General features: G+C 69.6%; 32 protein-coding genes and 1 riboswitch. Of the genes, 15 read left to right on the top strand and 17 right to left on the bottom strand.

All coding sequences use genetic code 11. The annotated features are described in order from the left end of the window. Window positions 1-34: 34 nt before the first annotated feature. From ACIHFB_RS08070 to ACIHFB_RS08060, 3 genes are all read left to right on the top strand, one after another. Window positions 35-241: a hypothetical protein gene (locus ACIHFB_RS08070; protein WP_365278836.1), complete on the top strand. Its 207-nt coding sequence runs from the start codon at window positions 35-37 to the stop codon at window positions 239-241. A gap of 85 nt (window positions 242-326) precedes the next feature. Next, the gene (locus ACIHFB_RS08065; protein WP_400125911.1) at window positions 327-1,472 is read left to right on the top strand and encodes a serine hydrolase domain-containing protein; all 1,146 of its coding nucleotides are present in this window, start codon (window positions 327-329) and stop codon (window positions 1,470-1,472) included. Between the two features lie 23 nt (window positions 1,473-1,495). Continuing rightward, complete coding sequence (locus ACIHFB_RS08060) at window positions 1,496-2,344, top strand: alpha/beta hydrolase (RefSeq protein ID WP_365278842.1); 849 nt, start codon at window positions 1,496-1,498, stop codon at window positions 2,342-2,344. On the opposite strand, the gene ACIHFB_RS08055 is transcribed toward ACIHFB_RS08060, so the two are convergent. Then, window positions 2,341-2,940 (bottom strand): TetR family transcriptional regulator, encoded by a 600-nt coding sequence (locus ACIHFB_RS08055; protein ID WP_400125909.1) that lies wholly within the window; start codon window positions 2,938-2,940, stop codon window positions 2,341-2,343. The genes ACIHFB_RS08060 and ACIHFB_RS08055 overlap by 4 nt on opposite strands. A gap of 19 nt (window positions 2,941-2,959) precedes the next feature. After that, entirely contained in the window at window positions 2,960-3,967 is a 1,008-nt protein-coding gene (locus ACIHFB_RS08050) for an aldo/keto reductase (RefSeq protein WP_400125907.1), read from the bottom strand. Window positions 3,968-4,150: 183 nt separating this feature from the next. Between ACIHFB_RS08050 and ACIHFB_RS08045 the strand changes: the two genes are divergently transcribed. Then, window positions 4,151-5,203: a chitinase gene (locus ACIHFB_RS08045; RefSeq protein ID WP_400125905.1), complete on the top strand. Its 1,053-nt coding sequence runs from the start codon at window positions 4,151-4,153 to the stop codon at window positions 5,201-5,203. A 3-nt stretch (window positions 5,204-5,206) separates the two neighbouring features. Here the strand turns inward: ACIHFB_RS08045 and ACIHFB_RS08040 are convergent, their stop codons facing one another. The 3 genes from ACIHFB_RS08040 to ACIHFB_RS08030 form a co-directional block, all read right to left on the bottom strand. Continuing rightward, window positions 5,207-5,818, bottom strand: coding sequence for a LysE family translocator (locus tag ACIHFB_RS08040; RefSeq protein ID WP_365278854.1), 612 nt, complete (start codon window positions 5,816-5,818; stop codon window positions 5,207-5,209). A gap of 67 nt (window positions 5,819-5,885) precedes the next feature. After that, window positions 5,886-6,692, bottom strand: a complete 807-nt coding sequence (locus ACIHFB_RS08035) for a DUF4394 domain-containing protein (protein WP_400126747.1) — start codon at window positions 6,690-6,692, stop codon at window positions 5,886-5,888. A gap of 290 nt (window positions 6,693-6,982) precedes the next feature. Beyond that, window positions 6,983-8,365 carry a glycine--tRNA ligase gene (locus ACIHFB_RS08030; protein WP_365278857.1) on the bottom strand — a complete coding sequence of 461 codons (1,383 nt, stop codon included), beginning with the start codon at window positions 8,363-8,365 and terminating at the stop codon, window positions 6,983-6,985. A 160-nt stretch (window positions 8,366-8,525) separates the two neighbouring features. On the opposite strand from ACIHFB_RS08030, the gene ACIHFB_RS08025 reads away from it, so the two are divergent. The 4 genes from ACIHFB_RS08025 to ACIHFB_RS08010 all read left to right on the top strand — a co-directional run bounded on the left by ACIHFB_RS08025 (window position 8,526) and on the right by ACIHFB_RS08010 (window position 11,673). Next, complete coding sequence (locus ACIHFB_RS08025) at window positions 8,526-9,473, top strand: zinc ABC transporter substrate-binding protein (RefSeq protein WP_400125903.1); 948 nt, start codon at window positions 8,526-8,528, stop codon at window positions 9,471-9,473. 33 nt (window positions 9,474-9,506) lie between these two features. After that, window positions 9,507-10,289 (top strand): metal ABC transporter ATP-binding protein, encoded by a 783-nt coding sequence (locus ACIHFB_RS08020; protein ID WP_365278863.1) that lies wholly within the window; start codon window positions 9,507-9,509, stop codon window positions 10,287-10,289. Beyond that, window positions 10,289-11,191: a metal ABC transporter permease gene (locus tag ACIHFB_RS08015; RefSeq protein ID WP_365278866.1), complete on the top strand. Its 903-nt coding sequence runs from the start codon at window positions 10,289-10,291 to the stop codon at window positions 11,189-11,191. The genes ACIHFB_RS08020 and ACIHFB_RS08015 overlap by 1 nt, the downstream gene beginning before the upstream one ends. A 68-nt stretch (window positions 11,192-11,259) precedes the next feature. After that, complete coding sequence (locus tag ACIHFB_RS08010; protein ID WP_365278869.1) at window positions 11,260-11,673, top strand: transcriptional repressor; 414 nt, start codon at window positions 11,260-11,262, stop codon at window positions 11,671-11,673. Between the two features lie 27 nt (window positions 11,674-11,700). Here ACIHFB_RS08010 and ACIHFB_RS08005 read toward each other — a convergent pair whose 3' ends face one another. From ACIHFB_RS08005 to ACIHFB_RS07975, 7 genes are all read right to left on the bottom strand, one after another. After that, complete coding sequence (locus ACIHFB_RS08005; protein WP_365278872.1) at window positions 11,701-13,044, bottom strand: histidine-type phosphatase; 1,344 nt, start codon at window positions 13,042-13,044, stop codon at window positions 11,701-11,703. A 91-nt stretch (window positions 13,045-13,135) separates the two neighbouring features. Next, complete coding sequence (locus ACIHFB_RS08000; RefSeq protein ID WP_365278874.1) at window positions 13,136-13,975, bottom strand: isoprenyl transferase; 840 nt, start codon at window positions 13,973-13,975, stop codon at window positions 13,136-13,138. Between the two features lie 26 nt (window positions 13,976-14,001). Further along, window positions 14,002-14,748, bottom strand: coding sequence for a DNA repair protein RecO (gene recO, locus ACIHFB_RS07995; protein ID WP_210589469.1), 747 nt, complete (start codon window positions 14,746-14,748; stop codon window positions 14,002-14,004). Between the two features lie 46 nt (window positions 14,749-14,794). Beyond that, complete coding sequence (locus ACIHFB_RS07990; protein ID WP_400125902.1) at window positions 14,795-15,079, bottom strand: hypothetical protein; 285 nt, start codon at window positions 15,077-15,079, stop codon at window positions 14,795-14,797. A 383-nt stretch (window positions 15,080-15,462) separates the two neighbouring features. Next, window positions 15,463-15,630 carry a hypothetical protein gene (locus ACIHFB_RS07985; protein WP_400125901.1) on the bottom strand — a complete coding sequence of 56 codons (168 nt, stop codon included), beginning with the start codon at window positions 15,628-15,630 and terminating at the stop codon, window positions 15,463-15,465. Continuing rightward, on the bottom strand, window positions 15,614-15,829 hold the full coding sequence (locus ACIHFB_RS07980; protein ID WP_365278883.1) for a hypothetical protein: 216 nt from the start codon (window positions 15,827-15,829) through the stop codon (window positions 15,614-15,616). Before ACIHFB_RS07980 ends, ACIHFB_RS07985 begins: the two co-directional genes overlap by 17 nt. Further along, complete coding sequence (locus ACIHFB_RS07975) at window positions 15,826-16,032, bottom strand: hypothetical protein (RefSeq protein WP_365278886.1); 207 nt, start codon at window positions 16,030-16,032, stop codon at window positions 15,826-15,828. The genes ACIHFB_RS07980 and ACIHFB_RS07975 overlap by 4 nt, the downstream gene beginning before the upstream one ends. Window positions 16,033-16,148: 116 nt before the next feature. Between ACIHFB_RS07975 and ACIHFB_RS07970 the strand changes: the two genes are divergently transcribed. From ACIHFB_RS07970 to ACIHFB_RS07950, 5 genes are all read left to right on the top strand, one after another. Continuing rightward, window positions 16,149-16,982: a Scr1 family TA system antitoxin-like transcriptional regulator gene (locus tag ACIHFB_RS07970; RefSeq protein ID WP_400125898.1), complete on the top strand. Its 834-nt coding sequence runs from the start codon at window positions 16,149-16,151 to the stop codon at window positions 16,980-16,982. Beyond that, the gene (locus ACIHFB_RS07965; RefSeq protein ID WP_400125897.1) at window positions 16,964-17,230 is read left to right on the top strand and encodes a DUF397 domain-containing protein; all 267 of its coding nucleotides are present in this window, start codon (window positions 16,964-16,966) and stop codon (window positions 17,228-17,230) included. Before ACIHFB_RS07970 ends, ACIHFB_RS07965 begins: the two co-directional genes overlap by 19 nt. Next, window positions 17,207-17,353, top strand: a riboswitch (cobalamin riboswitch). It overlaps the preceding gene by 24 nt. A gap of 46 nt (window positions 17,354-17,399) precedes the next feature. Next, window positions 17,400-18,452 (top strand): iron ABC transporter permease, encoded by a 1,053-nt coding sequence (locus tag ACIHFB_RS07960; protein WP_365278895.1) that lies wholly within the window; start codon window positions 17,400-17,402, stop codon window positions 18,450-18,452. Beyond that, window positions 18,452-19,240, top strand: a complete 789-nt coding sequence (locus ACIHFB_RS07955) for an ABC transporter ATP-binding protein (protein WP_365278898.1) — start codon at window positions 18,452-18,454, stop codon at window positions 19,238-19,240. Before ACIHFB_RS07960 ends, ACIHFB_RS07955 begins: the two co-directional genes overlap by 1 nt. After that, window positions 19,233-20,222: an ABC transporter substrate-binding protein gene (locus tag ACIHFB_RS07950; protein WP_400125895.1), complete on the top strand. Its 990-nt coding sequence runs from the start codon at window positions 19,233-19,235 to the stop codon at window positions 20,220-20,222. The genes ACIHFB_RS07955 and ACIHFB_RS07950 overlap by 8 nt, the downstream gene beginning before the upstream one ends. Here the strand turns inward: ACIHFB_RS07950 and ACIHFB_RS07945 are convergent. From ACIHFB_RS07945 to ACIHFB_RS07935, 3 genes are all read right to left on the bottom strand, one after another. After that, window positions 20,219-20,743, bottom strand: coding sequence for a hypothetical protein (locus ACIHFB_RS07945; protein ID WP_400125893.1), 525 nt, complete (start codon window positions 20,741-20,743; stop codon window positions 20,219-20,221). The genes ACIHFB_RS07950 and ACIHFB_RS07945 overlap by 4 nt on opposite strands. A 164-nt stretch (window positions 20,744-20,907) precedes the next feature. Next, entirely contained in the window at window positions 20,908-21,561 is a 654-nt protein-coding gene (locus ACIHFB_RS07940; protein ID WP_365278907.1) for a response regulator transcription factor, read from the bottom strand. After that, window positions 21,558-22,751 carry a sensor histidine kinase gene (locus ACIHFB_RS07935; protein ID WP_400125891.1) on the bottom strand — a complete coding sequence of 398 codons (1,194 nt, stop codon included), beginning with the start codon at window positions 22,749-22,751 and terminating at the stop codon, window positions 21,558-21,560. Before ACIHFB_RS07935 ends, ACIHFB_RS07940 begins: the two co-directional genes overlap by 4 nt. A gap of 133 nt (window positions 22,752-22,884) precedes the next feature. On the opposite strand from ACIHFB_RS07935, the gene ACIHFB_RS07930 reads away from it, so the two are divergent. Then, entirely contained in the window at window positions 22,885-23,799 is a 915-nt protein-coding gene (locus ACIHFB_RS07930) for an ATP-binding cassette domain-containing protein (RefSeq protein ID WP_400125889.1), read from the top strand. Continuing rightward, complete coding sequence (locus tag ACIHFB_RS07925) at window positions 23,796-24,614, top strand: ABC transporter permease (protein ID WP_365278916.1); 819 nt, start codon at window positions 23,796-23,798, stop codon at window positions 24,612-24,614. Before ACIHFB_RS07930 ends, ACIHFB_RS07925 begins: the two co-directional genes overlap by 4 nt. A gap of 14 nt (window positions 24,615-24,628) precedes the next feature. On the opposite strand, the gene ACIHFB_RS07920 is transcribed toward ACIHFB_RS07925, so the two are convergent. Together ACIHFB_RS07920 and ACIHFB_RS07915 are read right to left on the bottom strand one after the other, a co-directional pair. Beyond that, window positions 24,629-25,549 (bottom strand): DUF6879 family protein, encoded by a 921-nt coding sequence (locus ACIHFB_RS07920; protein WP_365278919.1) that lies wholly within the window; start codon window positions 25,547-25,549, stop codon window positions 24,629-24,631. A gap of 87 nt (window positions 25,550-25,636) precedes the next feature. After that, the gene (locus ACIHFB_RS07915; protein ID WP_365278922.1) at window positions 25,637-26,605 is read right to left on the bottom strand and encodes an SCO2521 family protein; all 969 of its coding nucleotides are present in this window, start codon (window positions 26,603-26,605) and stop codon (window positions 25,637-25,639) included.

The raw sequence follows: 26,605 nt of genomic DNA, 5'->3' as shown, positions 1-26,605 counted from the left end.
TCCTCCTTGACTTTCCCAGGACGCTGGAGGCGTCATGCCGCAGATCGACTCGAGCAAGGTCAGCCGCTGGGACCAGCACGGACGCGAGCACGTCGTGCGGGTCCAGCGCACCGGAGTGCAGCGCACGATCAGATGCGACACCTGCGGCTGGCGCAAGCCGGCGCAGTTCCTGCCGTGGCTGAAGGCGGAGGAGCATCTGGCGGAGGCGCATCAGGCGACGGTGGATCCGTCGGCGGCGTAGGGGCGGCCGCGGCGGCGATGATTTTCCGGGGCGGCAGCGGTCGTACGTACGAAGGCATACGACGATCAGCGCGGAAGGCCGGCCGATGAGCGCTCTGTACGACACCCTGCGACGGCACGTGGACGACGGTTCGGTCCCGGGAGCCGTCGGGCTGGTGGCACGCGGCGACGACGTCGAGGTGGCGGCCGTCGGCTCGCTGGGCGTCGAGGGCACCGCCCCGATGACCCGGGACGCGATCTTCCGGATCGCCTCGCTCACCAAGCCGATCACCGCGGCGGCGGTGCTGATGCTGGTGGAGGACGGACGGATCGGGTTCGACGATCCCGTCGGGGAGTGGCTGCCGGAGCTGTCGAAACCGATGGTGGTGCGTACGCCGTCGAGTCCCGTGGACGACGTGGTCCCGGCGGCCCGTCCGATCACGGTGGAGGACCTGCTGAGTTCCCGGACGGGCTGGGGCTGGGCGTCCGACTTCTCCTTCCCGGCCGTGCAGGCCCTCGCCGAGGTGCAGAAGGACAGCCGGGAGCCGCACACCTACCCCGAACCGGACGTATGGCTACGGCGGTTGGCGCAGGTGCCGTTGCTCCACCAGCCGGGCGAGGGCTGGCTGTACCACACGTCGTCCGACCTCCAGGGCATCCTGGTCGCCCGGGCGTCGGGCGGTACGCTCCCGGACTTCCTGGCGGATCGGATCTTCGAACCGCTGGGCATGCGGGACACGGCCTTCGAGGTCCCGGAGTCGAAGCGGCACCGCTTCACGACGTACTTCCGCACGGGCCCGACCGGCGCCCTGGAGCCGAGGGACACCCCGGACGGCGACTGGAGCCGCCTGCCCGTCTTCCCGTCGGGCGGCGGCGGACTGGCCTCCACGGCCGACGACCTCCTGGCCTTCGCCCGCCTCCTGAGGTCCTCCGGGGAGGCGAACGGCCACCGCCTTCTGAGCGCCGGCTCGGTCAGCCGTATGACCAGCAACCACCTCACCGCCCGCCAGCGCGAACTGGGCATGCTCTTCCTTCAGGACCAGGGCTGGGGCTACGGCGGCCAGGTCGACGTCACGCCCAGCGACCCGTGGAACGTCCCCGGCCGCTACGGCTGGGTCGGCGGCACCGGCACGACGGCCTACCTGGTCCCACTCACCGGAACGATCACCATCCTGCTGACCCAGGTGGGCGTGGAAAGCCCGGCCCCGGTGCGGCTGTTGCAGGACTTCTGGTGGTGCACAGCACACCCCTGAGCCGACCGAGAGGAACCACAACCGTGAGCGCATGGCAGCTGACCCGGACCTTCCGCAGCACTTCCGGCGAACTTCGCTGGGACAGCCTCGGAGAACCCGGCCGGGACCCGGTCGTCCTCCTCCACGGCACGCCGTTCTCCTCCTACGTCTGGCGCGCCGTAGCCCGCGCACTCGCCCACCGCCACCAGGTGTTCGTGTGGGACATGCCGGGTTACGGGGCCTCGGAGAAGTTCGCCGGCCAGGATGTCTCCCTGGCCGCCCAGGGCAGGGTCTTCACCGAGCTCCTGGCCCACTGGGGCCTGACGGAACCCCTGGTGGTCGCCCATGACTTCGGCGGTGCCGTCTCCTTGCGGGCGCATCTGCTGCACGGCGCCCGCTACCGTGCGCTCGCCCTCGTCGACCCGGTCGCGCTGGCGCCGTGGGGCTCCCCGTTCTTCCGGCTGGTCGGCGAGAACTCCAAGGTCTTCGAGCAGCTCCCGCCCGCCCTGCACCAGGCCCTGGTGCGCGAGTACGTGACTTCGGCCAGCAGCCCCGGCCTGCACCCCGCAGTCCTCGACCAACTCGTCCAGCCCTGGCTCGGCGACCTCGGCCAGCCCGCCTTCTACCGCCAGATCGCCCAGGCCGACCAGCTCCACACCGACGAAGTACAGGACCGCTACGGCGAGATCACCATCCCGACCCTGATCTGCTGGGGCCAGGACGACACCTGGATCCCACCCACCAAGGGCGAGGAACTCACCACCCGCATCCCCACCGCCCACCTCACCCCCATCCCCGACGCAGGCCACCTGGTCCAGGAAGACGCCCCTGCGGAACTCACATCCGCCCTGATCGCCTTCCTCCAGCAGGCCCCTCCCGGGTCACCGCGCTAGCCGGCTGCGGCCCGCAACCCCCGCACCAGCAGATCCACCAACGCCTCGAACTCGCCCTCGATCCCGGCCCGTTCCCACTCCCGGTGGTATCCGGGGTCGTGGTAGTGGGCGGTGGCCTGGAAGAGGGCGGTGGCGGTGGTGGACGGGGACGGGGTGGTGAAGGCGCCGGATTCGACTCCCGCTCGGACTATCTCGGTGAGCTGGGTGGTGAGGTCGGTGAGGTGTTCGTCGACGGCGTCGCTGTTCTCCGTGGTCAGGACGGTGTACGTGGCGAAGAGTTCCGGGTCGTCGCCCGCCTTGTGGCGCTTGGCGTCGAACAGTGCACGCAGCCAGTCGCGCACCCGGGACTCCGGGTCGCGGTCCGTCGCCGCCGCGATGCCGGACAGGACCTCCGACGTACGGTCCAGCCACCGCTTCGTCACCGCCTCCCGCAACGCGGCCTTCGTGCGGAAGTGCCGGTACACGCTCCCATGGCTGACGCCGAGCGCGCGGGCCACGTCCACCACGGTGGCCTTGGCCGGGCCGTGGCGGCGCAGCACCTCCTCGGTCGCTTCGAGGATGCGCTCGGCGGTCAGGGTCTCGGAGGTCGGTGACATGGGGAGACCGTACCTGCCGCTACTTGGCGCCGAGGTGGCTCATCTGCGCGGCCGGGTAGCGGTCGCCGGCCGCCGCGTCCGCCGGTACGGCCCGCTCGATCGCGGCGAGGTCGGCGGCGTCCAGCGTGACGTCCAGCGCACCGAGCGACTCGGTCAGCCGCTCCCGGGTCCGGGCGCCGACCAGCGGCACGATGTCCTCGCCGCGGGCCAGCACCCAGGCGATGGCGATCTGCGCGACGCTCACGCCCTTCTGCTCGGCGATCTTCCGCAGCGCCTCGACCAGGCTCAGGTTGTGCTGGAGGTTCTCGCCCTGGAAGCGCGGCGACAGCGCCCGGAAGTCGTTCGCGGCGAGCTGCCGGTCGGCGGTGAAGTGGCCGGAGATCAGCCCGCGGGAGAGCACGCCGTACGCCGTGATGCCGATCCCCAGTTCACGCGTGGTCGGCAGGATCTCGGCCTCGATGCCGCGCGAGATCAGCGAGTACTCGATCTGGAGGTCGGCGATCGGTGCCGTGGCCGCCGCCCGCCGGATGGCGTCCGCACCGACCTCGCTCAGACCGACATGCCGCACATACCCCTTCTCGATCAGCTCCGCGATCGCACCGACCGTCTCCTCGACCGGCACGGCCGAGTCGAGCCGGGCGATCCGGTACACGTCGATGTGATCGACACCCAGGCGCTGAAGCGAGTACGCGGCGAAGTTCTTCACGGCCGCCGGACGTCCGTCGTATCCGCTCCAGCCGCCGTCCGGATCCCGCAGCGCACCGAACTTCACGCTGACGAGCGCCTGTTCACGCCGGGCCGCGGGCGCGGAGCGCAGGGCCTCGCCGATCAGCAGCTCGTTGTGACCCATGCCGTAGAAGTCGCCGGTGTCGAGCAGGGTCACCCCTGTCTCCAGCGCGGCATGAATGGTCGCGATGGACTCGGCCCGGTCCGCGCCGCCGTACAACGCGGACATGCCCATGCAGCCGAGGCCGAGGGCGGAGACCTGGGGGCCGGTGGTACCGAGAGTTCTGGTCTGCATCGTCATGCGTCCACCATGACATGACAGCTGACAGATTTCAATATCTGTCAGCTGTCATCCGTCACCCGTTACCCCTCCCACATCTCCCCCGTTGACTTTCGAGTGGTCCAGACCTATTGACTAAAGGTCTGGACCGCGCGACTGTCATGCCTACGACACCTCACCGCACCCCCCACCGGGAGGCCTCGCATGATCCGCAGGAGACTGCGCCTGCTCGCCGGCGCCCTCGCGGCCGTCTGTCTCGCCCCGCTCTCGATCGCCCTCGCCCCCACCGCGTCCGCCGCCGACACCTGCGCCGTGAAGTCGAAGCCCGCCGGCAAGGTCCTCCAGGGCTACTGGGAGAACTGGGACGGCTCCGCCAACGGCGTCCACCCTCCCTTCGGCTGGACCCCGATCACCGACTCCCTTATCGCCGCACACGGCTACAACGTGATCAACGCGGCCTTCCCCGTCATCCGCTCCGACGGCACCGCGCTGTGGGAGGACGGCATGGACACGGGCGTGAAGGTGGCGACGCCCGCGGAGATGTGCGCGGCCAAGGCGGCCGGTCAGACGATCCTGATGTCGATCGGCGGCGCGACGGCCGGCATCGACCTCAACTCGACGGCCGTCGCGGACCGCTTCGTCGCGACCATCGTGCCGATCCTGAAGGCGTACAACTTCGACGGCATCGACATAGACATCGAGACGGGCCTCACGGGCAGCGGCAACATCGGCCAACTGTCCACGTCCCAGGCCAACTTGATCCGCATCATCGACGGCATCCTGGCCCAGATGCCGTCGAACTTCGGCCTCACCATGGCCCCGGAGACCGCATACGTCACCGGAGGCAGCGTGACGTACGGCTCGATCTGGGGCGCGTATCTCCCCGTCATCAAGAAGTACGCCGACAACGGCCGCCTGTGGTGGCTGAACATGCAGTACTACAACGGCAGCATGTACGGCTGCTCCGGCGACTCCTACTCCGCCGGCACCGTCGAGGGCTTCGTCGCCCAGACCGACTGCCTCAACAGGGGCCTGGTCATTCAAGGTACGACGATCAAGGTGCCGTACGACAAGCAGGTCCCGGGTCTGCCCGCCCAGTCGGGTGCCGGCGGCGGCTACATGGCACCGTCCCTGGTCTCCCAGGCCTGGCAGCACTACGGCACGGGCCTCAAGGGCCTGATGACCTGGTCCATCAACTGGGACGGCTCGAAGAACTGGACATTCGGCGACAACGTCAAGTCCCTGCAGGGCCGTTGATCATCAACGTGCCGTGACCGCCAGCTTCGCCCCCAGCGCCACGAACGACCCCGCAAAGCTCCGCCGCAGCCACGTCATCACCCTCGGCCGGGAGGTGACGTGGCTGCGGACGGAGGCGGCGAGGATGCCGTAGGCGGCGAAGACGACGAAGGTCAGCAGCATGAAGACGCCGCTGAGCGCGAGCATCCGGAGCAGCGAGTCGGGCTCGCCCGGGCTCACGAACTGCGGCAGGAACGCGAAGAAGAAGATCGTCAGCTTCGGGTTGAGGATGTTGATCAGGACGCCCCGCACGATCACCCGGCGCGCGGACTGCGGGGCCGTCTCCTCGTCCACCGCAATCGCGTCCCGGTCCTTCAGGGTCGCCCACGCCATGTACAGGAGGTAGGCGACACCGGCGTACTTGAGGACCTGGAAAGCCGTCGCGCTCGCGTGCAGCAGGGCGGCGACGCCGGTGATCGAGGCCAGCATGTGCGGGACGATGCCGAGGGTGCAGGCGGCCGCCGCGACGACGCTCGCGCGGCGCCCGCGCGACAGCCCGGCCGCGAGGGTGTAGACGACGCCGGTACCGGGAGTGGCGACCACGACCAGGGTGGTCAGCAGGAACGCGATGCTCATGCCGCCACCCTGTCGGGGCCGCCACGCACCCGTACAGGGCCAATCACACGTCCGGTACGGGGACCACTCAGCCCTGCTTCAGCGGCAGCGCGAGGTCCACGACCGCCCGGCCGCCGTCGAAGGTCCCGGCCCGCGTCACTGAACCGTTCAGCAGGTCCACGCGGTACAGCCGCTGGGCGCCACCGACCTTGAAGACGCCGTACGCCGTGTTCGCACCGCTCCTCGTGGACGTGTAGATGTCGAAGCCGGCGCTCGGCCCCGCGTCGACGCCCAGCTTGCCGGTGGGGGCGAGGTTGCCCGCGTTCGCCGGGGACTGGACCGAGACCTGGTCGTTCACCGTGTCCACGTCGAAGAGCGTGGTGGCCGTGGTCTGGGAGAGGTCGTTGTTCGTGTACGCCGCTCCCGTCACGCCCTGCGCCGTGGCGCCCACCGTCGCGGGCGGGACCGGCGGGTTGGTCAGGGTGCCGTCGACGGCCGTGGTGCCGGCCGCCGGTGCGCCCGCCGGGTCGTCGATGTTGTGGCGGAGGTTCTGGCCGGTGTCGCCGATGACCCGCAGACGGTTGGCGGCCGGGTTGAAGTCGACGCCAAAGGCGCCGCCTTGGAGGGCCACGCTCAGCTGCGAGACCTTCGTGGCCTTCGCACCGATCTCGCGGATGGTGTAGATGCCGCCGCGGTCGCCGACGCCGTACAACTTGCCGTTCTGCACGCGGTAGTCGATGCCGACGAGCTTGGTGTCGCCCGCCAGGCCGTTCACCTTGCCGAGCGGGAGGGTGCGGTCCGGACGGTCGGTGCGGAAGCTGACGAGCCGCTGGTCGGCGGTGAGGCCGATGGCGGTGAGCCGGCCGCTCTGCGCCGCGCCCGTGTCCGCGGCCATGCCGCCCTTGTTCTCGACGGCGGCGTCGGAGGACGAGGACGACGACGGCTCTGCCTTCGCCGCCCCGTCGCCCATCGCCCCACAGCCGACTGTTCCGATGGCCAGCGCCATGACGGACGCGGCGATGACTGCTTGCTTGCGCATGGTGCCCCCGTGGAGGTTCTCACCGCGACCCGCCCACTGCGGGTCGCGCATGTCCCCTCCTTCGGAGCCGCACGGGCATCGGATGGCAAAAACCCCGGTTCCGTTACGTCTGTTACGTCCGTAACGAAACCGGGGTTTTCGGACAGCTACGCGCCGATCAACCGGCTGGCCAGGTAGCCCTCGATCTGGTCCAGCGACACCCGCTCCTGCTTCATGGTGTCGCGCTCGCGCACCGTCACCGCGTTGTCGTCCAGGGTGTCGAAGTCGACCGTCACGCAGTACGGCGTACCGATCTCGTCCTGGCGGCGGTAGCGGCGGCCGATCGCGCCGGCGTCGTCGAACTCGATGTTCCAGTTCTGGCGGAGCGCCTGGGCGAGACCCTTGGCCTTCGGGGACAGCTCGGGGTTCCTCGAAAGGGGCAGCACCGCGACCTTCACGGGAGCCAGGCGGTGGTCGAGGCGCAGCACCGTGCGCTTCTCCATCTTGCCCTTGGCGTTGGGCGCCTCGTCCTCGATGTAGGCGTCGAGGAGGAAGGCGAGCATCGCGCGGCCGACACCGGCGGCGGGCTCGATGACGTACGGCGTCCAGCGCTCCTGGGCCTCCTGGTCGAAGAAGGAGAGGTCCTGGCCGGAGGCCTTGGAGTGGGCGCCGAGGTCGTAGTCGGTGCGGTTGGCGACACCCTCCAGCTCGCCCCACTCGTTGCCGCCGAACTGGAAGCGGTACTCGATGTCGGCGGTGCGCTTGGAGTAGTGGGAGAGCTTTTCCTTGGGGTGCTCGTACCAGCGCATGTTCTCCTCACGGAGACCGAGGCCCGTGTACCAGTTCCAGCGCTGCTCCATCCAGTACTCCTGCCACTTCTCGTCCTCGCCCGGCTTGACGAAGAACTCCATCTCCATCTGCTCGAACTCGCGGGTGCGGAAGATGAAGTTGCCGGGCGTGATCTCGTTGCGGAAGGACTTGCCCATCTGGGCGATGCCGAACGGCGGCTTGCGGCGCGAAGTGGTCTGCACCTGGGCGAAGTTGGTGAAGATGCCCTGGGCGGTCTCGGGACGCAGGTAGGCGATGGAGCCGCTGTCCTGGGTCGGGCCGAGGTGGGTGGAGAGCAGACCCGAGAACTGCTTGGGCTCGGTGAACTGGCCCTTGTTGCCACAGTGCGGGCAGTTGACGTCCGCGAGGCCGTTCTCCGGCATACGGCCGTGCTTGGCCTCGTACGCCTCCTCCAGGTGGTCCGCGCGGAACCGCTTGTGACAGGAGGTGCACTCGGTGAGCGGGTCCGTGAAGGTGGCGACGTGACCGGAGGCGACCCACACCTCGGGGGCCAGGATCACGGACGAGTCGATGCCGACGACGTCCTCGCGCGACGTCACCATGTAGCGCCACCACTGACGCTTGAGGTTCTCCTTGAGCTCGACACCCAGCGGCCCGTAGTCCCAGGCGGCGCGCTGTCCGCCGTAGATCTCACTGCAGGGAAATACGAAGCCACGGCGCTTGCTCAGGCTGACGATGGTGTCGATCTTGTCGGCGGCCACGGTGCTCTCTTCATTACGACGACGGGCGACGAAGCGAGGTGCTTCCAGCGAATGCTTCAGGTTACCGGCGGAGGCTCCCCCTCAACCAAATCGGGCTGCCCTTCAAGCCGTCCCGGACCTTTGTTGACAACCGTTTCCAGATTTGTTGAAAATGACTGTCATGAACGTACGTCGTCGTCTGATACCCACGGCCGTGGTGACCGCCCTCGGTCTCGCGGCTCTCTCCGCCTGCTCCAGCGCCAGTGCGGGCGCCGGCAACACGGACAAGTTCGACGTCGTCGCGTCGTTCTACCCGATGCAGTTCCTCGCCGAGCAGATCGGCGGGGACCATGTGAACGTCACCACACTGACCGAGCCCGGTCAGGAGCCGCACGACCTGGAGATCAGTGCCAAGCAGACCGCGCAGCTCCAGGAGTCCGACGCGGTGCTGTATCTGAAGAGCCTCCAGCCCGCCGTCGACAAGGCGGTCGGACAGTCCGAGATCAAGACGAAGATCGACGCCGCGACCCTCACCGAGCTGGAGAACCACGGCACCGCCGGGCACAGCCACGAGGGCGAGGAGGAGCACTCCGAGGAGTCGGAGTCGGCGCTCGACCCGCACGTCTGGCTGGACCCGGTGAAGTACGCCGAGGTCGCCAAGGGTGTCGGCGCCGCCTTCGAGAAGGCCGACCCGGACAACGCGGCCGACTACAAGACGAACACCGAGTCCCTGGTCAAGAAGCTCGACGAGCTCAGCACCCAGTACACGGACGGGCTGAAGAACACCAAGACCAAGGTCTTCTTCACCAACCACTCGGCCTTCGCCTACCTCGCCGAGCGCTACGGCCTGACCCAGGAGTCCGTCACCGGCGTGGACCCGGAGAGCGAGCCCAGCGCGGCCCGCATGAAGGAACTCCAGTCGGAGGCCAAGGCGGACGGCGTGACCACCGTCTTCTACGAAACCCTGGTCTCCGACAAGACGGCAAAGACCCTGGCCGACGACGCCGGGCTGAGGACTGATGTACTCGACCCGCTCGAGGGCATCACGGACAAGTCCAAGGGCGATGACTACTTCCAGGTCATGCAGGCGAACCTGACGGCCCTGGAGAAGGCGCTCGGCGCCAAGTGACCAGCAGAATCCGGCAGTTCGGAGGCGCACGCCATGACGGCACATAAAGTCGGCGACCCCGTCATATCCCTGCGGAGCGTGACGGCGGAGCTGGGCTCGCGCCCTGTCCTGCGCGGCATCGACCTCACCGTGGGCCACGGCGAGGTCGTCGCCCTGCTCGGCGCGAACGGCTCCGGCAAGTCGACGGCGATCCGCACGATCATCGGCCAGGTCCCCGTCTCCCAGGGCGAGATAGAGATCTTCGGCACCCCGCGACGCCGGTTCCGCGACTGGGCGCGGGTGGGATACGTCCCGCAGCGCACGACCGCGGCGGGCGGCGTCCCCGCGACGGTGACCGAGGTCGTCTCCTCGGGCCGCCTCTCCCGCGCCCGCTTCGGCGTCCTGCGCAAGACCGACCGGGACGCGATACGGCGCTCCCTGGAGCTGGTCGGCATGGCGGACCGGGCGAAGGACTCGGTCAACGCGCTCTCCGGCGGCCAGCACCAGCGTGTGCTGATCGCCCGCGCGCTCGCCTCCGAACCCGAGCTGCTGATCATGGACGAGCCGATGGCGGGCGTCGACCTGGCGAGCCAGGAAGTGCTGGCGCAAACGCTCACGGAGCAGGTCTCCCAGGGCACGACGGTCCTGCTGGTGCTGCACGAACTGGGGCCCCTGGAGCCGCTGATCGACCGCGCGGTCGTCCTCCGCGACGGCTGCGTCCTGCATGACGGCCCGCCCCCCAAGGCCGTCGGCCAGCATGCGCTGCCCGGCCACGACCACGTCCACCCGCACGCGGCGCCGGACGCCGAACCGATCCGGACGGGACTGCTGGGCTGATGGAATTCCTCGACTACGCCTTCATGCAGCGGGCCCTGCTCGCCGCCGTCCTGGTCGGCATCACCGCCCCCGCGATCGGCATCTACCTCGTCCAGCGCCGCCAGGCCCTGATGGGCGACGGCATCGGCCATGTCGCGATGACGGGTGTCGGCCTCGGCTTCCTCCTGTCCGCCTCCCCGGTGTGGATGGCGACGGCGGTCGCGGTGATCGGCGCCGTCCTGATGGAGCTGATCCGCTGGTACGGCAGGACACGCGGCGACATCGCCCTCGCGATGCTCTTCTACGGCGGTATGGCCGGCGGCGTGATGTTCATCAACCTCGCGCCGGGCGGCTCCAACGCCAACCTGAACTCGTATCTGTTCGGCTCGCTCTCCACGGTCTCCGAGGACGACGTGACGGCGATCTGCCTGCTCGCGGCCTTTGTGGTGCTGGTCACCGTGGGGTTGCGCCGGCAGCTGTTCGCGGTCAGCCAGGACGAGGAGTTCGCGCGGGTCACGGGTCTGCCGGTGCGCGCGCTGAACCTGCTGACGGCGATCACGGCGGCGATCACGGTGACGGTCGCGATGCGTGTGGTGGGCCTGCTGCTCGTCTCCGCGCTGATGGTGGTGCCCGTCGCGGCGGCTCAGCAACTCAGCCGCAGTTTCGCGCTCACGTTCGCCATCTCGGTGGCCATCGGCGTGGCCGTGACGATCGGCGGGACGGTGACGTCGTACTACCAGGACGTGCCGCCCGGAGCGACAATTGTGCTGCTGACCATCGCCGCGTTCATCGTGCTGACCGCACTGGCGGCTCCGCTGGCCCGGCGCCGCGCACGGGCCCTGGCCGCCGCGCACCCCGTGGGCGACCCGGCGGAGTGTGCCATTCCGGCCACCCGCGGACGGGACGGGACGGTCGGCGTCTGACCGCGCACATGCCGGACTGGCACAATGGCCCGGCACGGCAAGCGCAGATGTGAGTGAGGAGGCAACCGGTGACGACCGCTGGACAGCCGGTGAAGGGCCGAGCCACCCGGCAGCGTGCCGCCGTGGCGGCGGCGCTCGACGAGGTCGACGAGTTCCGCAGTGCGCAGGACCTGCACGACATGCTCAAGCACAAGGGCGATTCCGTCGGACTCACCACGGTCTATCGCACCCTCCAGTCCCTCGCCGACGCCGGCGAGGTCGACGTCCTGCGCACCTCCGACGGCGAGTCCGTCTACCGCCGCTGCTCCACCGGCGAACACCACCACCACCTCGTCTGCCGCGTCTGCGGCAAGGCCGTTGAGGTCGAGGGTCCGGCGGTGGAGAAGTGGGCGGACGCAATCGCGGAGGAGCACGGGTACGTCAACGTGGCGCACACGGTGGAGATCTTCGGCACCTGCGCGGAGTGCGCGGCGGCGAAGTAACCACGACCGCTACGACCGCCACGACGGCTACGACCGCCCGAAGCAGCGCTCCAGCTCGTTCAGGTCGTAGAACTTGCTGCCCTTCTCGATCGGGTGGCACCCCGTCTTGAAGGCCGTCTCCTTCTCGTTGTAGAGCATGCGGACCAGGTACCGGTCGCCCTTCTTGAAGACGTCCCACTGAATGTTGGAGCCCAGGGAGGCGACGGACGCGCCGCGCCACGGGTTGTCGGCGTAGGTGTACGGCTGTCCCGGCGTCGCCGCCTTCGTACTGCCCGGCAGGCCCATCAGCGCGGCCAGCGGGATGATCTCCTCGGCGTGGGTGAAGCGGAGTTCGGCGCCGAGGGTGCTGGTGCCGGCGCGCTTGGCCTCGACCTGCTTGAAGAGGTCGTCGAGCAGGACACCGGCCATCTTGTAGGTGATGTCGCTGTCGGCGAAGCCGGGGCCCTTCTCGTAGAAGTCCTCGACGTCGGACAGGTAGCCGAACCAGGACGCGTCGGACGGCGAGATGTACCGCTGCATCCCCCAGCCCCTGCCGTCCGGGCTCTCCTCGCTCATCGCCGGGCCGATGGCGTACAGGTTGTAGACGGCCTGGGCGGCGGCGACCTGGTCGGCGCCGCCGAGTCGGTCCACGAAGGCGGGCTTGAACAGGCGCAGCAGGACGCTGCGGGCGGCCCGGTGCGTCTTCGGCTGGTCGGTGATCGACTTCAGGGTGTCGGCCAGCCGCTGGTCGTTCGCGATGTAGTCGCGGTACGCCGCACCGCCGTCGGCCTTGTGGAAGTAGAGCAGGTCCGCATCGGCGCGAGCCGGGCCGATCAGCGGCTTCAGCTCCGGGTCGGCGTCCCCGAGGGTCGCCGCGAACACATTGCCGCTGTCGACGGCCCGGCCCTGCCCGGAGCTGACGACGTCGATCTTCTCGCCGTCCTTCACGATCTGCCGGAACAGCCCCGGCAGCCGCTGCGCCAGCCGCTCGGCGGCACCCTTCAGCTCCTGCTCACCGCGCCCGCTGAGGTTGCCGTACCCCACGGCGGCCATGGCGGCTTGCAGCGCCCGCACCTTGGGGCCGAACTCCCGCCCTGTGCGGGTGAGTTGCCCCTCGCCGTCCGCCTTGTCCCACAGCCCGAGAACCAGATCGCCGTCCTCGCTGTCGGTGGCGGAACGCGAGCCGTGCCGGGAGACGTTCTCCGTGAACACCGGGGCGAAGCCGGCAGGCGGACGCTGATAGCTGCGAGGGTTCTGCTGCGGCGCGTACGTGGCCTTCGTCCCGTAGCTGAGAGTGCTGCCGGAGGAGTGTCCGGCAGCACCCTGCGCCTGCAGCGGGAGGGCCAGCAGGGAGGTGAGCCCGAGGGCCAGGGCGGGCGTGAGGCGTCTCATGGGGCACATGCTGGGCAGGCGACATGAACGCGCCATGGCCGGAACCTATGGGGTGTTCCAAATGCACTGGCGACACGGTGACACCGCGACCTCAGCCCTTCTCGGACCGCCCCTCCATCGCGAGCAGCTCCTCGTTGGGGATCGCGCCCCCGAACCGCCGGTCGCGGGAGGCGAACTCCACGCAGGCGCGCCACAGGTCACGCCGGTCGAAGTCGGGCCACAGGACGTCCTGGAAGACCATCTCGGCGTAAGCGCTCTGCCAGAGCAGGTAGTTGGAGGTGCGCTGCTCGCCGCTGGGCCGCAGGAAGAGGTCCACGTCGGGCATGTCGGGGTAGTAGAGGTACTTCGCGAAGGTCTTCTCGTCGACCTTGGACGGGTCGAGCCGCCCGGCCCTCACGTCCTCGGCGAGGGCCTGCGCCGCGTCGGCGACCTCGGCGCGGCCGCCGTAGTTCATGCAGAAGTACAGGGTCAGCTTGTCGTTGTCCTTGGTCTGCTCCTGGGCGACCTGGAGCTCCTTGGCGACCGACTTCCACAGCTTGGGCATCCGCCCCACCCAGCGCACCCGGATCCCCAGCTCGTCGAGCTGGTCACGGCTCTTGCGGATGAAGTCCCGGTTGAAGTTCATCAGGAACCGCACCTCGTCGGGCGAGCGCTTCCAGTTCTCGGTGGAGAACGCGTACAGGGAGATCGCGCCGACGCCCATCTCGACCGCGCCCTGGAGCACGTCGAGCACCCGCTCCGCGCCGACCTTGTGCCCTTCCGTGCGCGGCAGCCCGCGTTCCTTGGCCCAGCGTCCGTTCCCGTCCATGACGATCGCCACATGGCGGGGGATCAGCTCGCCGGGGAGCTTCGGCGCGCGGGCACCGGACGGGTGCGGTTCCGGCGTCTTGTACTCGCGGCGCTGGCGCCCCAGGAACCCGCGTACGGCCATGTGCTTCTCGTCTCCTTGGTCTGTGCCTATTTCTCTACGTACCTGAGCGAGCGCAGGCCGCGCTCGAGATGCCAGTGCAGATAAGCGGACACCAGCCCGCTTCCCTCCCGCACATACCGCGGCTCGCACGCGTCCGCGGTCTCCCAGTCTCCCGTAAGCAGCGCGCCGAGGAGTTCCAGGGTCTGCGGCGAGGGTACGACGCTCCCGCCGACCCGGCAGTCGACGCAGACGGATCCTCCGGAGGCCACCGAGAAGAATCGGTTCGGCCCCGGCAGCCCGCACTTCGCGCAGTCGCTGAAGCTGGGCGCGTACCCGTTGACGGCCAGGGAGCGCAGCAGGAAGGCGTCGAGGACGAGGTGGGGGGCGTGCTCGCCGCGAGCGAGCACGCGCAGGGCGCCGACGAGCAGCAGATACTGCTGGACCGCCGGCTCGCCCTCATGGTCCGTGAAGCGCTCGGCGGTCTCCAGCATGGCCGTCCCGGCGGTGTACCGGGCGTAGTCGCTCACGATGCCACCACCGTACGGAGCGATGGTCTCGCTCTGTGTGCACAGCGGCAGCCCGCGCCCGACCAGTTCGCTCCCCCGCGCGAAGAACTGCACGTCGACATGGGAGAACGGTTCGAGCCGGGCCCCGAACTTCGACTTCGTCCGCCGCACCCCACGAGCCACGGCCCGCACCCGACCGTGACCGCGAGTGAGCATGGTGATGATCCGGTCCGCTTCGCCCAGCTTCTGGGTGCGCAGCACGATGCCGTCGTCGCGGAACAGGCTCATGGGGCCATTCTCGCCCATGGCGTGCGTGGGGTGGTGCGGTTGTGGGTCAGCCCACCTGGATCTTCTCGGCGAGGCGCTTGATACGGCTGACTCCACGGGCCACGACCATGGCACCGAACGCCACCGTCAGCCAGGTCGGCAGACTGCTCTGGCCGCCGCCCGAGACGATCGCGAGCGTCACCGCCATCCGCAGCATCAGCACGATGTACGCGGATCCGACGAGGGTGTCGAGCATTCTCGACGCGGCCGACGAACCGGTGGGCATGACCGTGAGCGGGTCGGGGAGTTTGGTCCTGCCGTAGAACACCAGCGCCGCGCAGCCGGCCGGCATCGCGAAAGCGTCCCGCCGATCTGGTGGATGCAGCCGAGGAAGGTGACGACGGACCCCTCGAAGGCGAACGTCCGGTCGCTCGGCCGGGTGGCGGGGAGCAGCAGGATCCGCCCGCAGTCGTGCCTTCTCAAGCAGGCCGGGGTGACATCGAGAAGCCGCTCGCTGAAACGGCGCCCGCGTGTTCCCGTCCGCGCCCGGGAGAACAGCGCCACATGGTCGGCGAACGCAGGGACGTCGCCCAGTTCGACCTTGGCGCGCTCGCACCGCGCGCTCGTGCCGCCGCAGTGGGCGATGTCGGCGTCGAGAAACATCACGGTGTTGCCGGACTCGGCGAGCAGTTCCGCGGCCATCATGGCATCGATGGAGACCGACTTGCCCTCCGCCTAAAAGCGGATCGCGTTTCCGCGGTGACGGTGCAGAAAGGCCACCACCGTTCCGCCCACCGGGAAGCGGAGGTCGCCGGCGAAGGCACCCGTCAACTCCGGCGACAGCTGCCGGGTGCCGTCCATGGAGACCAGGGTGAAGACTCCACCGTCACGGGATTTCGCCACGACTGCGTGCGTTCGCGTGGGCCGTGGCGGCGCTGAGCCGCTCGGCGGACGTGGCGCCCCGTACCACGCCCGGCTCGGCGTCCCACTCCCTGCCGCCGCCGTACGGTCTGAGTTGGACGTACGGACCCTCGTGCCCCATGACGATGCCGACCCTGCCGCTACGGGTGTCCACCACGTACGACCCGACCGGCGGCTTCACCGCAGCACCGCGGCGAGTCGCTGCGCGGCTTCGACGGAACAGCGGCCCAATTCGACGAGCGGACAGGGGGCCTCCCGCGCAAGACTCGCCGGGTCGATCCGCAGGGACGGCAGAATGATTCCTGCGTTTTCCAATGCTGCCCGCAATTCCTTCACTGCTTCCTCCGCCTCTTCGACGCAGAGCGCCGAGTGCTGTGCCTTCACGTGGTTCCCCTCCCTTTTCGGGTTTTACGCTTCACATCTCAAGGGTGACGCACGACATCTACACTCGGCAGGAGTCTGTGCTCTACAAGTGCGAGGCAGTACAAGGGGGTTGAACTGTGGCCAACGGTTCACGTCAGGCGGCATGGGAGTTCTTCGGCACGGAACTGAAGCGGCACCGGGAGGATAGGGGGCTCACTCAGGTTGAGTTGGGGGCGCGCGTCTTCGTCTCGGGCGCCTATATCGGTCAGTTCGAGCAGGCGATTCGAAAGCCACAGTTGGATATCGCGCAGCGGATTGATGAGGCGCTACAAACCGACGGTATTTTCGAGCGGCTGTGCCGGAAGCTGATTGACGACAAACGGTATGCGGATTACTTCGCGAGGGCGGCGGAGCTGGAGGCTCTGGCGACGGAGATCTGCGAGTTCGCGCCCGCGCTGGTGCCGGGTCTGTTGCAGACGGCGTCGTACGCACGGGCGATCACCGTGGCAATGAACCCGTTCGCGCCGGAGGAGTACATCGAGGAGAAGGTGTCCGGCCGCCTGGACCGGGCGAAGATCCTCCGGGACGCTACACGGCCCGTGTATTGGGTGATCCTGCATGAGAACGTGCTGCGGATTCCGGTCGGAGGCGCCGGGGTGATGGCCGAGCAACTGGAGCATGTGGCGAGGCTGGCGCGGGAGCGGGTGGTGCTGGTGCAGGTGTTGCCGTACTCGGCGGGGGCGTACGCGCTCATGAACGGGATGGTGGTGCTGATGGAGTTCGAAGACGCGCCCCCAACGGCCTATACAGAAGCCGTGTATTCGGGGAGCCTGCTGGACGATCCCGCTGTGGTGAAGCGCGCGAAGTCGGCATACGATCTGCTCAGGGGCGCCGCCCTGTCGCCAGAGGTGTCCCTGGCCCTGATCGAGTCGGCGGCGGAGGATCACAGACGATGCGCGAGTACGACCTGAGCAACGCCCACTGGCGCAAAAGCACGTACAGCGACGGCAACGGCGGCAGCTGCGTCGAGGTCGCGTACGACTTCCCTGGTGCCGCCCGCTGGCGCAAAAGCACCTACAGCGACGACAACGGCGGCGAGTGCGTCGAGGTCGCCGACGGAGTCCCCGGCGTCGTACCGGTACGCGACAGCAAGAACCCCGACGGCCCCGTCATCCTTATCGGCGAAGCCACCTGGGCCGCCTTCACTCGCGCCTGCTAGTCTCCCCGAGCCTCCTGCGGGGGAAGTCCGGTGAGAGTCCGGCGCTGACCCGCAACGGTGTGTGCGTGGCCCCTTGGGGCCGACGCACAAGCCCGATTACCCGCAGGCGGTTTGTCAGCCCATTGACCGCTCGCCGAGGACTGCGAGCCGAGGCGAAGGACCGCCGAGCGTGCGCCCCTCACCAGGCCGAATACCCGTGCCGCCGTTGGTTGCCGCCCTCGCGATCCTGCTCCTCGTCTCCCTTGTCTCCGGCGTCGGGCTCGGCGCCGCGGGGGTCGGCTGGGGGGACGTCTTCCGTTTCCTGGGGGCCGGTTTCACCGGTGGGGCCATCCACGCCGAGGACGTGGCGGCGTACACGATCGTCTGGGAGATCCGGCTGCCGCGTGTCGTGCTGGCGGCCGTCGTGGGGGCGGGGCTCGCGACGGTCGGGGTGGCCGTGCAGGCGATGGTGCGCAATGCGCTGGCCGACCCGTTCGTGCTGGGGATCTCGTCGGGTGCCGCCGTGGGGGCCAACGCGGTCATCCTGCTGGGGGCGTTCGCGGGCCTCGGGGTGTGGGCGCTGTCGGTGTCCGCGTTCTGCTCGGCGCTCGCCGCGATGGCGATCGTGTACGCCGCGGCCCGTTCGGCGACGCACGGGCTGACGCCGCTGCGGCTGATCCTGACGGGGACGGCGCTGGCGTACGGCTTCGAGGCGCTGACCACCGTGATGGTGTTCGGCGCGGCCCGGGGCGAGGCGGCGCGCTCGGCGGTGATGTGGCTGCTGGGAAGTCTGGGCGGGGCGACCTGGCCACGGGTGCCGATCGCCGCCGTGACGGTCGCGGCCGGGTGGGTGTGGCTGCGGTGGCGGGCGGAGGCGCTGAACGCGCTGGCGATGGGGGACGAGACGTCGGCGGCGCTGGGGGTGCAACCGACCCGGCTGCGGCGGGAGTTGTTCCTGGTCACGGCGGCGGTGACCGGGACCGTGGTGGCGGTCAGCGGAGCCATCGGGTTCGTCGGGCTGATGGTGCCGCATGTCGTACGGATGCTGGTCGGCGCCGATCACCGGCGGGTGCTCGCGGTCGCCCCGCTCGCCGGGGCCGTGCTGCTGGTGTGGGCGGATGTGCTGTCCCGGCTGCTGCCGGCGCCGGCGGAGTTGCCGGTCGGGGTGATCACGGCGGTGGTCGGTGTCCCGGCCTTCCTGCTCCTGATGCGGCGCGGCGGCTACGCGTTCGGGGGGCGCTGATGCGGCTCGATGTGGAGGGCGTGACGTTCGAGGCGGCCGGAAAGCGGCTCGTCGACGAGATCAAACTCACCGTGGACAGCGGGGCGTTCGTGGGGCTGGTCGGGCCCAACGGGAGCGGGAAGTCGACGCTGCTCAGGTGCGTGTACCGGGCGCTGCGGCCGGCCGCGGGGGTCGTACGGCTGGACGGGGACGACGTACACGCACTGGATCCCCGTGCCGCCGCCCGGCGGCTGGCCGCGCTGCCGCAGGAGTCGTCGTCGGAGTTCGACTTCACCGTGGCCGAGGTGGTCGCGATGGGGCGGCTGCCGCACCGGGGCCGTACGGCGGCCGAGGACCGGGCGATCTGTGCGGAGGCGATGCGGTCCACGGGCGTGGACCGGCTCGCGGATCGGGGCTTTCTGGCCCTGTCCGGCGGCGAGCGGCAACGCGTGCTGATCGCACGGGCGCTGGCCCAGCGTCCCCGGGTACTGGTCCTGGACGAACCGACCAACCACCTCGACATCGCCCACCAGTTGGACGTGCTGTCCCTGGTCCGGGCGAGCGGTCTGACGGTGCTGGCCGCGCTGCACGACCTCAACCTGGCCGCCGCGCACTGCGATCTGCTGTACGTGATCGCGGACGGGCGGGTCGTCGCCACCGGTCCCCCGCACGACGTCCTGCACCCTGACCTGCTCGCCGAGGTGTTCGGCGTGCGCGCCCATCCCGTCCGGCATCCGGAGACGGGCGCCGTCCAACTCCTCTTCGACCTTCTCCCGCCGTCCGATCAAGGAACTCCCCGCCATGCGTAAGCCAGTTGTCGCCGCCGTCTGCCTGGCCGTGCTCACCACGGGCTGCGGCGCCGAGGTCGAGCCCGCGCCCGACTCGAAGGCAGCGTCGTCCGTCACGCTCACCAACTGCGGGCGCAAGGTGACGTACGACAAGGTCCCGGAGCGGGTCGTCACCAACGACGTCGGGATCACCGAGCTGATGTTCGCGCTCGGCCTGGAGGACCGGATGGCCGGGTTCGCGATGCCCGACGACAAGGGCGACCTGAGTGGCGTGCCGTGGAAGGACGGCTACGACAAGGTGAAGTGGCTGTCGAAGGACCAGCTCACCACGGAGAACGTCCTCGACGCCCGCGGCGACTGGGTCTTCGCCGGCTGGAACTACGGCTTCCGCGAGGACAGCGGCTTCACGCCGGACGCGCTGGGCAAGCTCGGCATCCCCTCATACATCCTCACCGAGTCCTGCCGCAACGGCCGTACGGACACCTCCCGGGGCATCATGCCGCCGCTGGACGCGCTGTACGAGGACCTCACCAACCTGGGCAGGCTGTTCGGCGTGGAGAAGCGGGCGGCCGCGCTGATCGCCGACTTCAAGCGCGTGGTGGCCGGGGTGAAGGCGAAGGCCCCGGCCGACTCCCCCGAGGTCTTCCTCTACGACAGCGGCGAGGACCAGCCCTTCACCTCCGGCCGGTACGCAGCGCCCGACCAGATCATCAGCGAGGCCGGCGGGGTCAACGTCATGCACGACGTGGCGGACTCCTGGACGACGGTCGGCTGGGAGACCGTCGTGGAACGGAACCCCGACGTGATCGTGATCTGCGACTACGGCGATGTGACGGCGGAACAGAAGAAGAAGTTCCTGCTGTCCTACGCCCCGCTGCGGAAGGTGTCGGCCGTCAAGAACAAGCGGATCTTCACGCTGGACTACGTCGACCTGGTGGAGAGCCCACGGAACCCGTCCGCGATCGCCCGCCTCGGGAAGTACCTGCGGGCGACCGCGTCCTAGGCGGCGTGGCAGAGCGTCGCGGGTTCCGCCGGGACCGAGGCGCGGTTCATGGCCGCGGGCACGGGACGGGCGGCGCGGACGGTGGCCGCGGTCTGCGAGCGGTTCCGCGCGAAGACGACGACGCGCAGCACCACGAACCGCCCGACACCGGCGAGTGCGGAGGCGGTCAGATAGACCACCTGCTCAAGCACCGCACCGGGCGCCGCCACCAGCTGCTGGAGGACGACCATCGCCGCGCAGGTCACCGCGTACGCGACCGCCGCGGACCCGGCCGACTGCACATGCTGACGCCAGGTCGCGCGCCCGCCCGCGCCGAAGGTGAAGCGGGCGTGCAGCTCGGTGGCCAGGAGCGTGGAGACCACGGTGACGACGGCGTTGGCCAGGACCCAGGGAATCCAGGAGGCCGCGGCCGCCACGGCGAAGCTGGAGGCGAGCCCCACCCCGCCGCCGCAGAACACGAATCGGGCGAAGGCGATGAACGCGCCGGGTGCCGCCGGCTGCCGGCTCTGCGCTGTTTCCATGACCCGTTCCATGACCCGCCCCCTTTGCTGGCTCACTCCGCGAAACGCGCACCCCTCGGCCTCCAGGACCAAGGCGTGCGCCGCTTGTGACACCATCATGGCACACACGTGGTGCCATCGCGAGCCATTTATTGCGCCATCTGAGCCACCTGCGTCATCGTAGGTCAGCCCACCGACACCAGCCCCGCCTCATACGCGATGATCACCAGCTGGACCCGGTCCCTCGCGTCCAGCTTCGCCAGCAGACGCGTCAGATACGTCTTCGCGGTCGCCACACTGATGCACAGCTCGGCGGCGATCTCCGTGTTGGACAGACCCGAGCCGACGAGGGTGAGCACCTCGCGTTCCCGGTCCGTGATGGACGTCAGATCGCGGCCGGCGCCGGACGGTTGCGGACGGGCCGCGAAGTCACGGATCAGCCGGCGCGTCACGCTCGGCGCGATGAGCGCGTCGCCGGCCGCCACGATCCGCACGGCCGCGATGATGTCGTCCAGGGCCATGTCCTTGACCAGGAACCCGGATGCGCCGGCGCGCAGCGCGCCGTACACGTAATCGTCGTCGTCGAAGGTGGTGAGGACCACCACCCTGGTGTCCGGCCGGTCCCGGGTGATGTGGTCCGTGGCCTCGATGCCGTCCATCCCGGGCATCCGGATGTCCATCACCACCACGTCCGGGGCGAGTTCGGCGACCAGCCGTACCGCCTCCTCCCCGTTGGCCGCCTCCCCCACCACCTCTATGTCGGCCAGGTCGGCCAGCACCATGCTCAGTGCGGTACGGATCAGCTGCTGGTCGTCGGCCAGCACCACCCTGGTGCTCATCGCCCCACCGCCGGGACCGGCAGCCGGGCCGCCACTCGGAAGCCGCCCTCGGGGCGCGGCGACGCCGAGAACTCGCCGTGGAGCAGAGCGACTCGCTCCCTCATGCCGGCCAACCCGAACCCGGTGTCCGTCGAACTCCCCTGCCCGCGGCCCTCGTCGGTGATCTCCAGGGCCAGTTCGTCGTCGGCGCGATAGTCGAGGGTGACCCGGCACGCGCGCGTGCCCGCATGCCGTACGACATTGGTGACCGACTCCTGGACGATCCGGAAGGCCGACAAGTCGATGTCCGGGGGCAACGCGCGAGGGTCGCCCACCCGACACACCTCGACCAGTACGCCCGCCGCCGTCGTCACGGCCGCCAGCCGGTCCACGTCCGCCAGACCCGCGGAGATCACGCTCCGTCCCTCGTCCGCCGCCCGCAGCGCGACCAGCATCCTCCGCAGACCGGAGAGGGTCTCCCGCCCCTCGTTCTCCACCGCCCGCATCGCCTCCAGAGCCGACGCCGGGCGGGTCGTCGCCACGCGGACCGCCGCTCCGGCCTGGAGGGCGATGATGCCGATGCTGTGGGCGACCGTGTCGTGCATCTCGCGGGCTATGCGCAGGCGTTCGGCCGTGACGACCTGGGCGGCATGCTCGGCCACGAGCCGTTCGGCGTGGACACGGGCCTGGTGGGAGGAGTTGCCGAGCAGCCAGGCGATCACGGCGACCATGGCGACGGTCAGTTCGGCGGAGGTGCCGACATGCCAGCCGCTGAGCAGCCGCGCGGTGAGCCAGCCGGCCAGGGTGCCGAGTGCCAGGGCCAGGGCGATCAGGGCGGTCCGGCGGGCGTGCGACGCCGCGATGAAGTACAGGGCGACGGTGGGCGCGACGAACTGGGCCATCGGTATCTCGCCCCCTCCCAGCGAGGTCGTCGCACAGCACGCGGCCGTCAGCAGGCAGACGAGGGCGGCCAGCGGTTTCCGGGACAGCAGACGGCTGCCGTACAGGGCCAGGGCGGTGGACAGCGCCAGAGTCGCCAGCCCCTCCCAGCGGTACAGCTGGGCCGCGGGCACCTCGTCGGGCTCTATCTCACCCGGCAGGCGCACGCGAGCGAGGCGGCTGAACAGTTCCCCCGCACACCACGCGAGCGCCACCCAGACACCCGGCGGCAGGCGTTTGTGCAGGGGCGGCGGAGCTTCGGTGGCGGGCATGCCGGGATCGTAGGCAGGCAGTGCGGCCCAGGTCATCGGCCCGGAGACGTACAACCACGGTCGACATCGGGCCAGTACGACTGTCAGCGGAGGCCCGATGTGCCGCACCGGCCCACCGCGCGACCGTAGTGCCGTGATCGAAGTCAACGAGCTGACAAAGAAATACGGCGACACAACTGCCGTACGCAACCTGTCCTTCACCGTCCGCCCCGGCCGGGTCACCGGCTTCCTCGGTCCGAACGGCGCGGGCAAGACCACGACCCTGCGGATACTGCTGGGCCTCGTCGAGCCGAGCGGCGGCACCGCCACGGTCGACGGCCACGCCTTCCGCCACCATCGCCGCGGGCTGCGTCACGTCGGCGCGCTCCTGGACGCCGGTGATGTGCACGGCGGGCGCAGTGCGCGGGCGCATCTGGGGGCGCTGACCCGCAGCAACCGCATCCCCGCACGCCGGGTGGACGAGGTCCTCACCGAGGTGGGGCTCAGCGGTGCCACCGCCCGGCGCCGGGTCGGCGGATTCTCACTGGGCATGAGGCAACGGCTCGGCATCGCGACCGCACTGCTCGGCGACCCGCCGGTGCTGCTCTTCGACGAACCCCTCAACGGGCTTGATCCAGAAGGTGTGTTGTGGGTGCGCAGGCTGTTTCGGGGGCTGGCCGCGGAAGGCCGTACGGTCTTCGTCTCCAGCCACCTCATGTCCGAGATGGAGCACACGGCCGACGAGCTGATCGTCATCGGGCGGGGCGAGCTGATCGCCGCCGAGAGCCTCGCCGAGTTCGCCGCGCGCGGTACGGCGCCGACGGTGACCGTACGGTCCCCGGACGCGGGTGCGCTGGCGGCCGTCCTGGCCTCGGAGGGCGCCGCGGTGGCGCCGTACGACGAGGAGACGTTGCAGGTCGCCGGGTTGAGCGCCGAACGGATCGGTGAGCTCGCCTTCGAACACCGTTTCCTGATCCGGGAGTTGACGACACGAGCCGCCTCCCTGGAAAAGGCCTTCATGGAACTGACCGCCGACAGCATCGAGTACACCGCCGGAGACCGACGATGACGAACGCCCGCTTCACCGACCTCCTCGCCGCCGAGTGGCTCAAACTCCGTTCCCTGCGCTCCACTTACTGGGCGCTCGGCATCGGTGCACTGGCCGTCGTCGGCTTCAACGCGAACGCGGCCCGCTCCGACTACGCCAACTATCCGTACATGCCCGCGGACATGAAGACGGGATACGTGGACTGGGCGCTGCGCTCCGCCTTCACCGACGGTGCCGCGCTGATCCTGATCCTCGTGTGCGCGAGCGTCGGCGCGCTCACGATCGTGGGCGAGTACGCGACCGGGCTGATCCGTACGACGTTCACGGCCGTTCCGGACCGGCGGGCGCTGATGGCGGCGAAGGTGACGGTGGTGGCCGGGGTCATGACCGGCTTCGGGGCCGTCGTCGCCGGGGCGTCCTACGCCGCCACGCAGGGCATCCTCTCCGGCCGGGGCGCGGACGTCCCGGTCGGTCACCCGGGCGTGGCGTCGCTGCTGCTGGCCTCGGTACTGCTCGCGCCGGTCGCCGCGCTGGCCGGCATGGGGCTGGGCGCGGTGATCCGGCACGGCGCCACGACGACGGCCGCCATCACCGTCGTACTCATCCTCCTGCCGACCTTCATCACCGACCGCTACGCCTGGACGGCGGCCGTCCGCAACGCCTTTCCCATCCACGCCTGGGCCCGCCTGGTCGACGTCACATACGGCGAGTCGGCGGTCAGGATCTATCCGCCCCACTATCCGACGACGGTGACGGGCAGCTGGGTGGTGCTCGCGGCGTGGGCGGCGGTGGCGGCCGCGGTCGCGGTGGTGGTCGTGGAACGGAGGGATGTGTGAGCCCCCCGGTCCTCTCAACTCTCCGAAGGTGAAGCGTCCCAGAGCCTGTTGAAGTGGCTGATGCGTTCCTCGACGTGGTGGCGGGTCATCCTCAGTGTCGTCCTGGCGGGCCTGCCCCGGACGTCCGGCTCGGTCTCGTGGCACAGTTCGCCGTCGAAGATGATGAAGTCGTTCAACTGGGCGTTCGGTTCCACCTCCGACTGGATGGCGATACGCGCGTCGATTCCGAACGTGCGGTGCCGCTCGCAGAGTCGGCGAAGGCTGTCGGTGACCTCTTCGGGCTCGTCCACGAGGAACAGCCGCCGGATCTCCACGCCCCGCTGCTTCGCCTTCTCCTGCTCGGTGAGATAGCGCTTCGCGGGCTCGCTGGCCCAGAAGTCCCGGTCGACGGACGTACTCGTGGCGTAGAGCGTCTTCTTGACGCACTTGGTCAGGTCGACCAGCCACTCGTTGTTCTCACCGGGACACGTCGAGATGCCGTTGCTGAGGTCCTCCATCAACTGGGCGAGGTCGCCCAGCTCTTGTTCGGCGAAGGACTTCACGATGTCGGAACCCTGGTCACCGACCTCCGTGTAGGCCCGCACCAGCCGCGTCACCTCGTCGGAGCGGAGCACCGAACCGTCCACCCGGCTGAACAGTTCCGTCGCCGCGTTGATCTTGGAGAAGCTGTCGTCGACGGCCCTGCTCATCTCCCCGTGGTGCGCGGTCAGGCTGGACTTCATCTCGTCGAGGTGCTTGCGCTGGCTGTCCTCGACCGCCTGGAGCCGCTCCCCGAAGTCCACGAGGTACTGCACTATCAGCGCCGCGCTGCCGAGGACGATGGACGCCACCCACTGCCAGATGTTCCCGTCGTCCTCCTTCAGGACGCTGGTCAGCAGGAAGGCCCCGCCCGCCGCCGAGGCGGTGATGAGGATTCTCCAGAACAGCTTGGGCATGCGTACCGCCGCGCTGTCCCTGGTGCCTAATGATGCTCCGGTCATGTATGTAGCCCCCGTCGGGTGTGTGATGGGTGCCGCCGTCCTTCAGCGCGTGCTCAGCGCCTGGTGCAGCAGCGGTATGGCCTGGACGGCCAGTTGGTCGCGGATGCGCTGGACCAGGTTCTGCCACTGGCGGCTGAACCCCGGTTCTCGCTCCAGCACCTCCCACAGGTGGCCCAGCGATGGGTCCACGTGCGCGCTCGGCATCCACAGATGCAGTAGATGGTCGACGGCGGGGCGCAGCGCCAGGACGGCCGCCGGGCCGTCCGCCGCGCCCAGTCGGCTGTTCTCCAGCATGTGCACGACGGTCGTCAGCAGCCAGTCGTGCAGCGCGAGGTCCTCGCACAGACCCGCGGCCGTGGCGGCCGGGACCGTCTCCGGCAGCCGCAGCTCCATGGTCCGCAGCCCGTCCTCGGCCAGGGTGAAGCGTCGCAGCGAGGCCCCTTCGCCGTCGGCGGCCCGCCGGGCCACCCAACGCAGGTGAGTACGGCGGGACTTGAAGGGCGCCTTGTTGTCGAGCAGGGGGTGGCGCACGAGTCGGGCCAGCAGATCCTCGGCGATCGCCCCGAGGTCGAGCTCACCGCGCCCGGCACCTCGCAACACGCCCTCCAGCGTGGCCTGTTCGGGAAGTTTCCCGAAGGGCTCGACCAGACCGGGGCGTACGAGGTAGTGACCCCAGGGGCGGCGCGTGTCGGGACCGGTGGCCGGGGCGCTGAAGTACGCGCCGGCCTGCAACAGCCGCCCCTCCGTGAGCGCCGCGCGGGAGACGACCGTGCCGACGGCCCGGACCTTGGCGCCGTTGGCGGTGGGCAGCCGGCAGTCGACTCCGGTCAGGACCTCGGGCGAAAGGGCGTACAGATTGGGCCGCTCGGAGACCCGCACGTGTTCGTCGGCCCGCAGCCTGAGCAGTTGGGCGGCGGCCCGGCCGTCCAGCGCGTGGAAGGACGGCAGCAGACAGGTCCGCACCTCCCCGCAGGCGAGAACCGTACGCGCCGACCGTCCGGGGGCCGTCAT

Source organism: Streptomyces sp. NPDC051963 (assembly GCF_044593495.1).
Lineage (GTDB): Bacteria > Actinomycetota > Actinomycetes > Streptomycetales > Streptomycetaceae > Streptomyces.
Note: the sequence above shows the minus strand (reverse complement) of the source record. Positions and strands in the feature narration are given on the sequence as shown.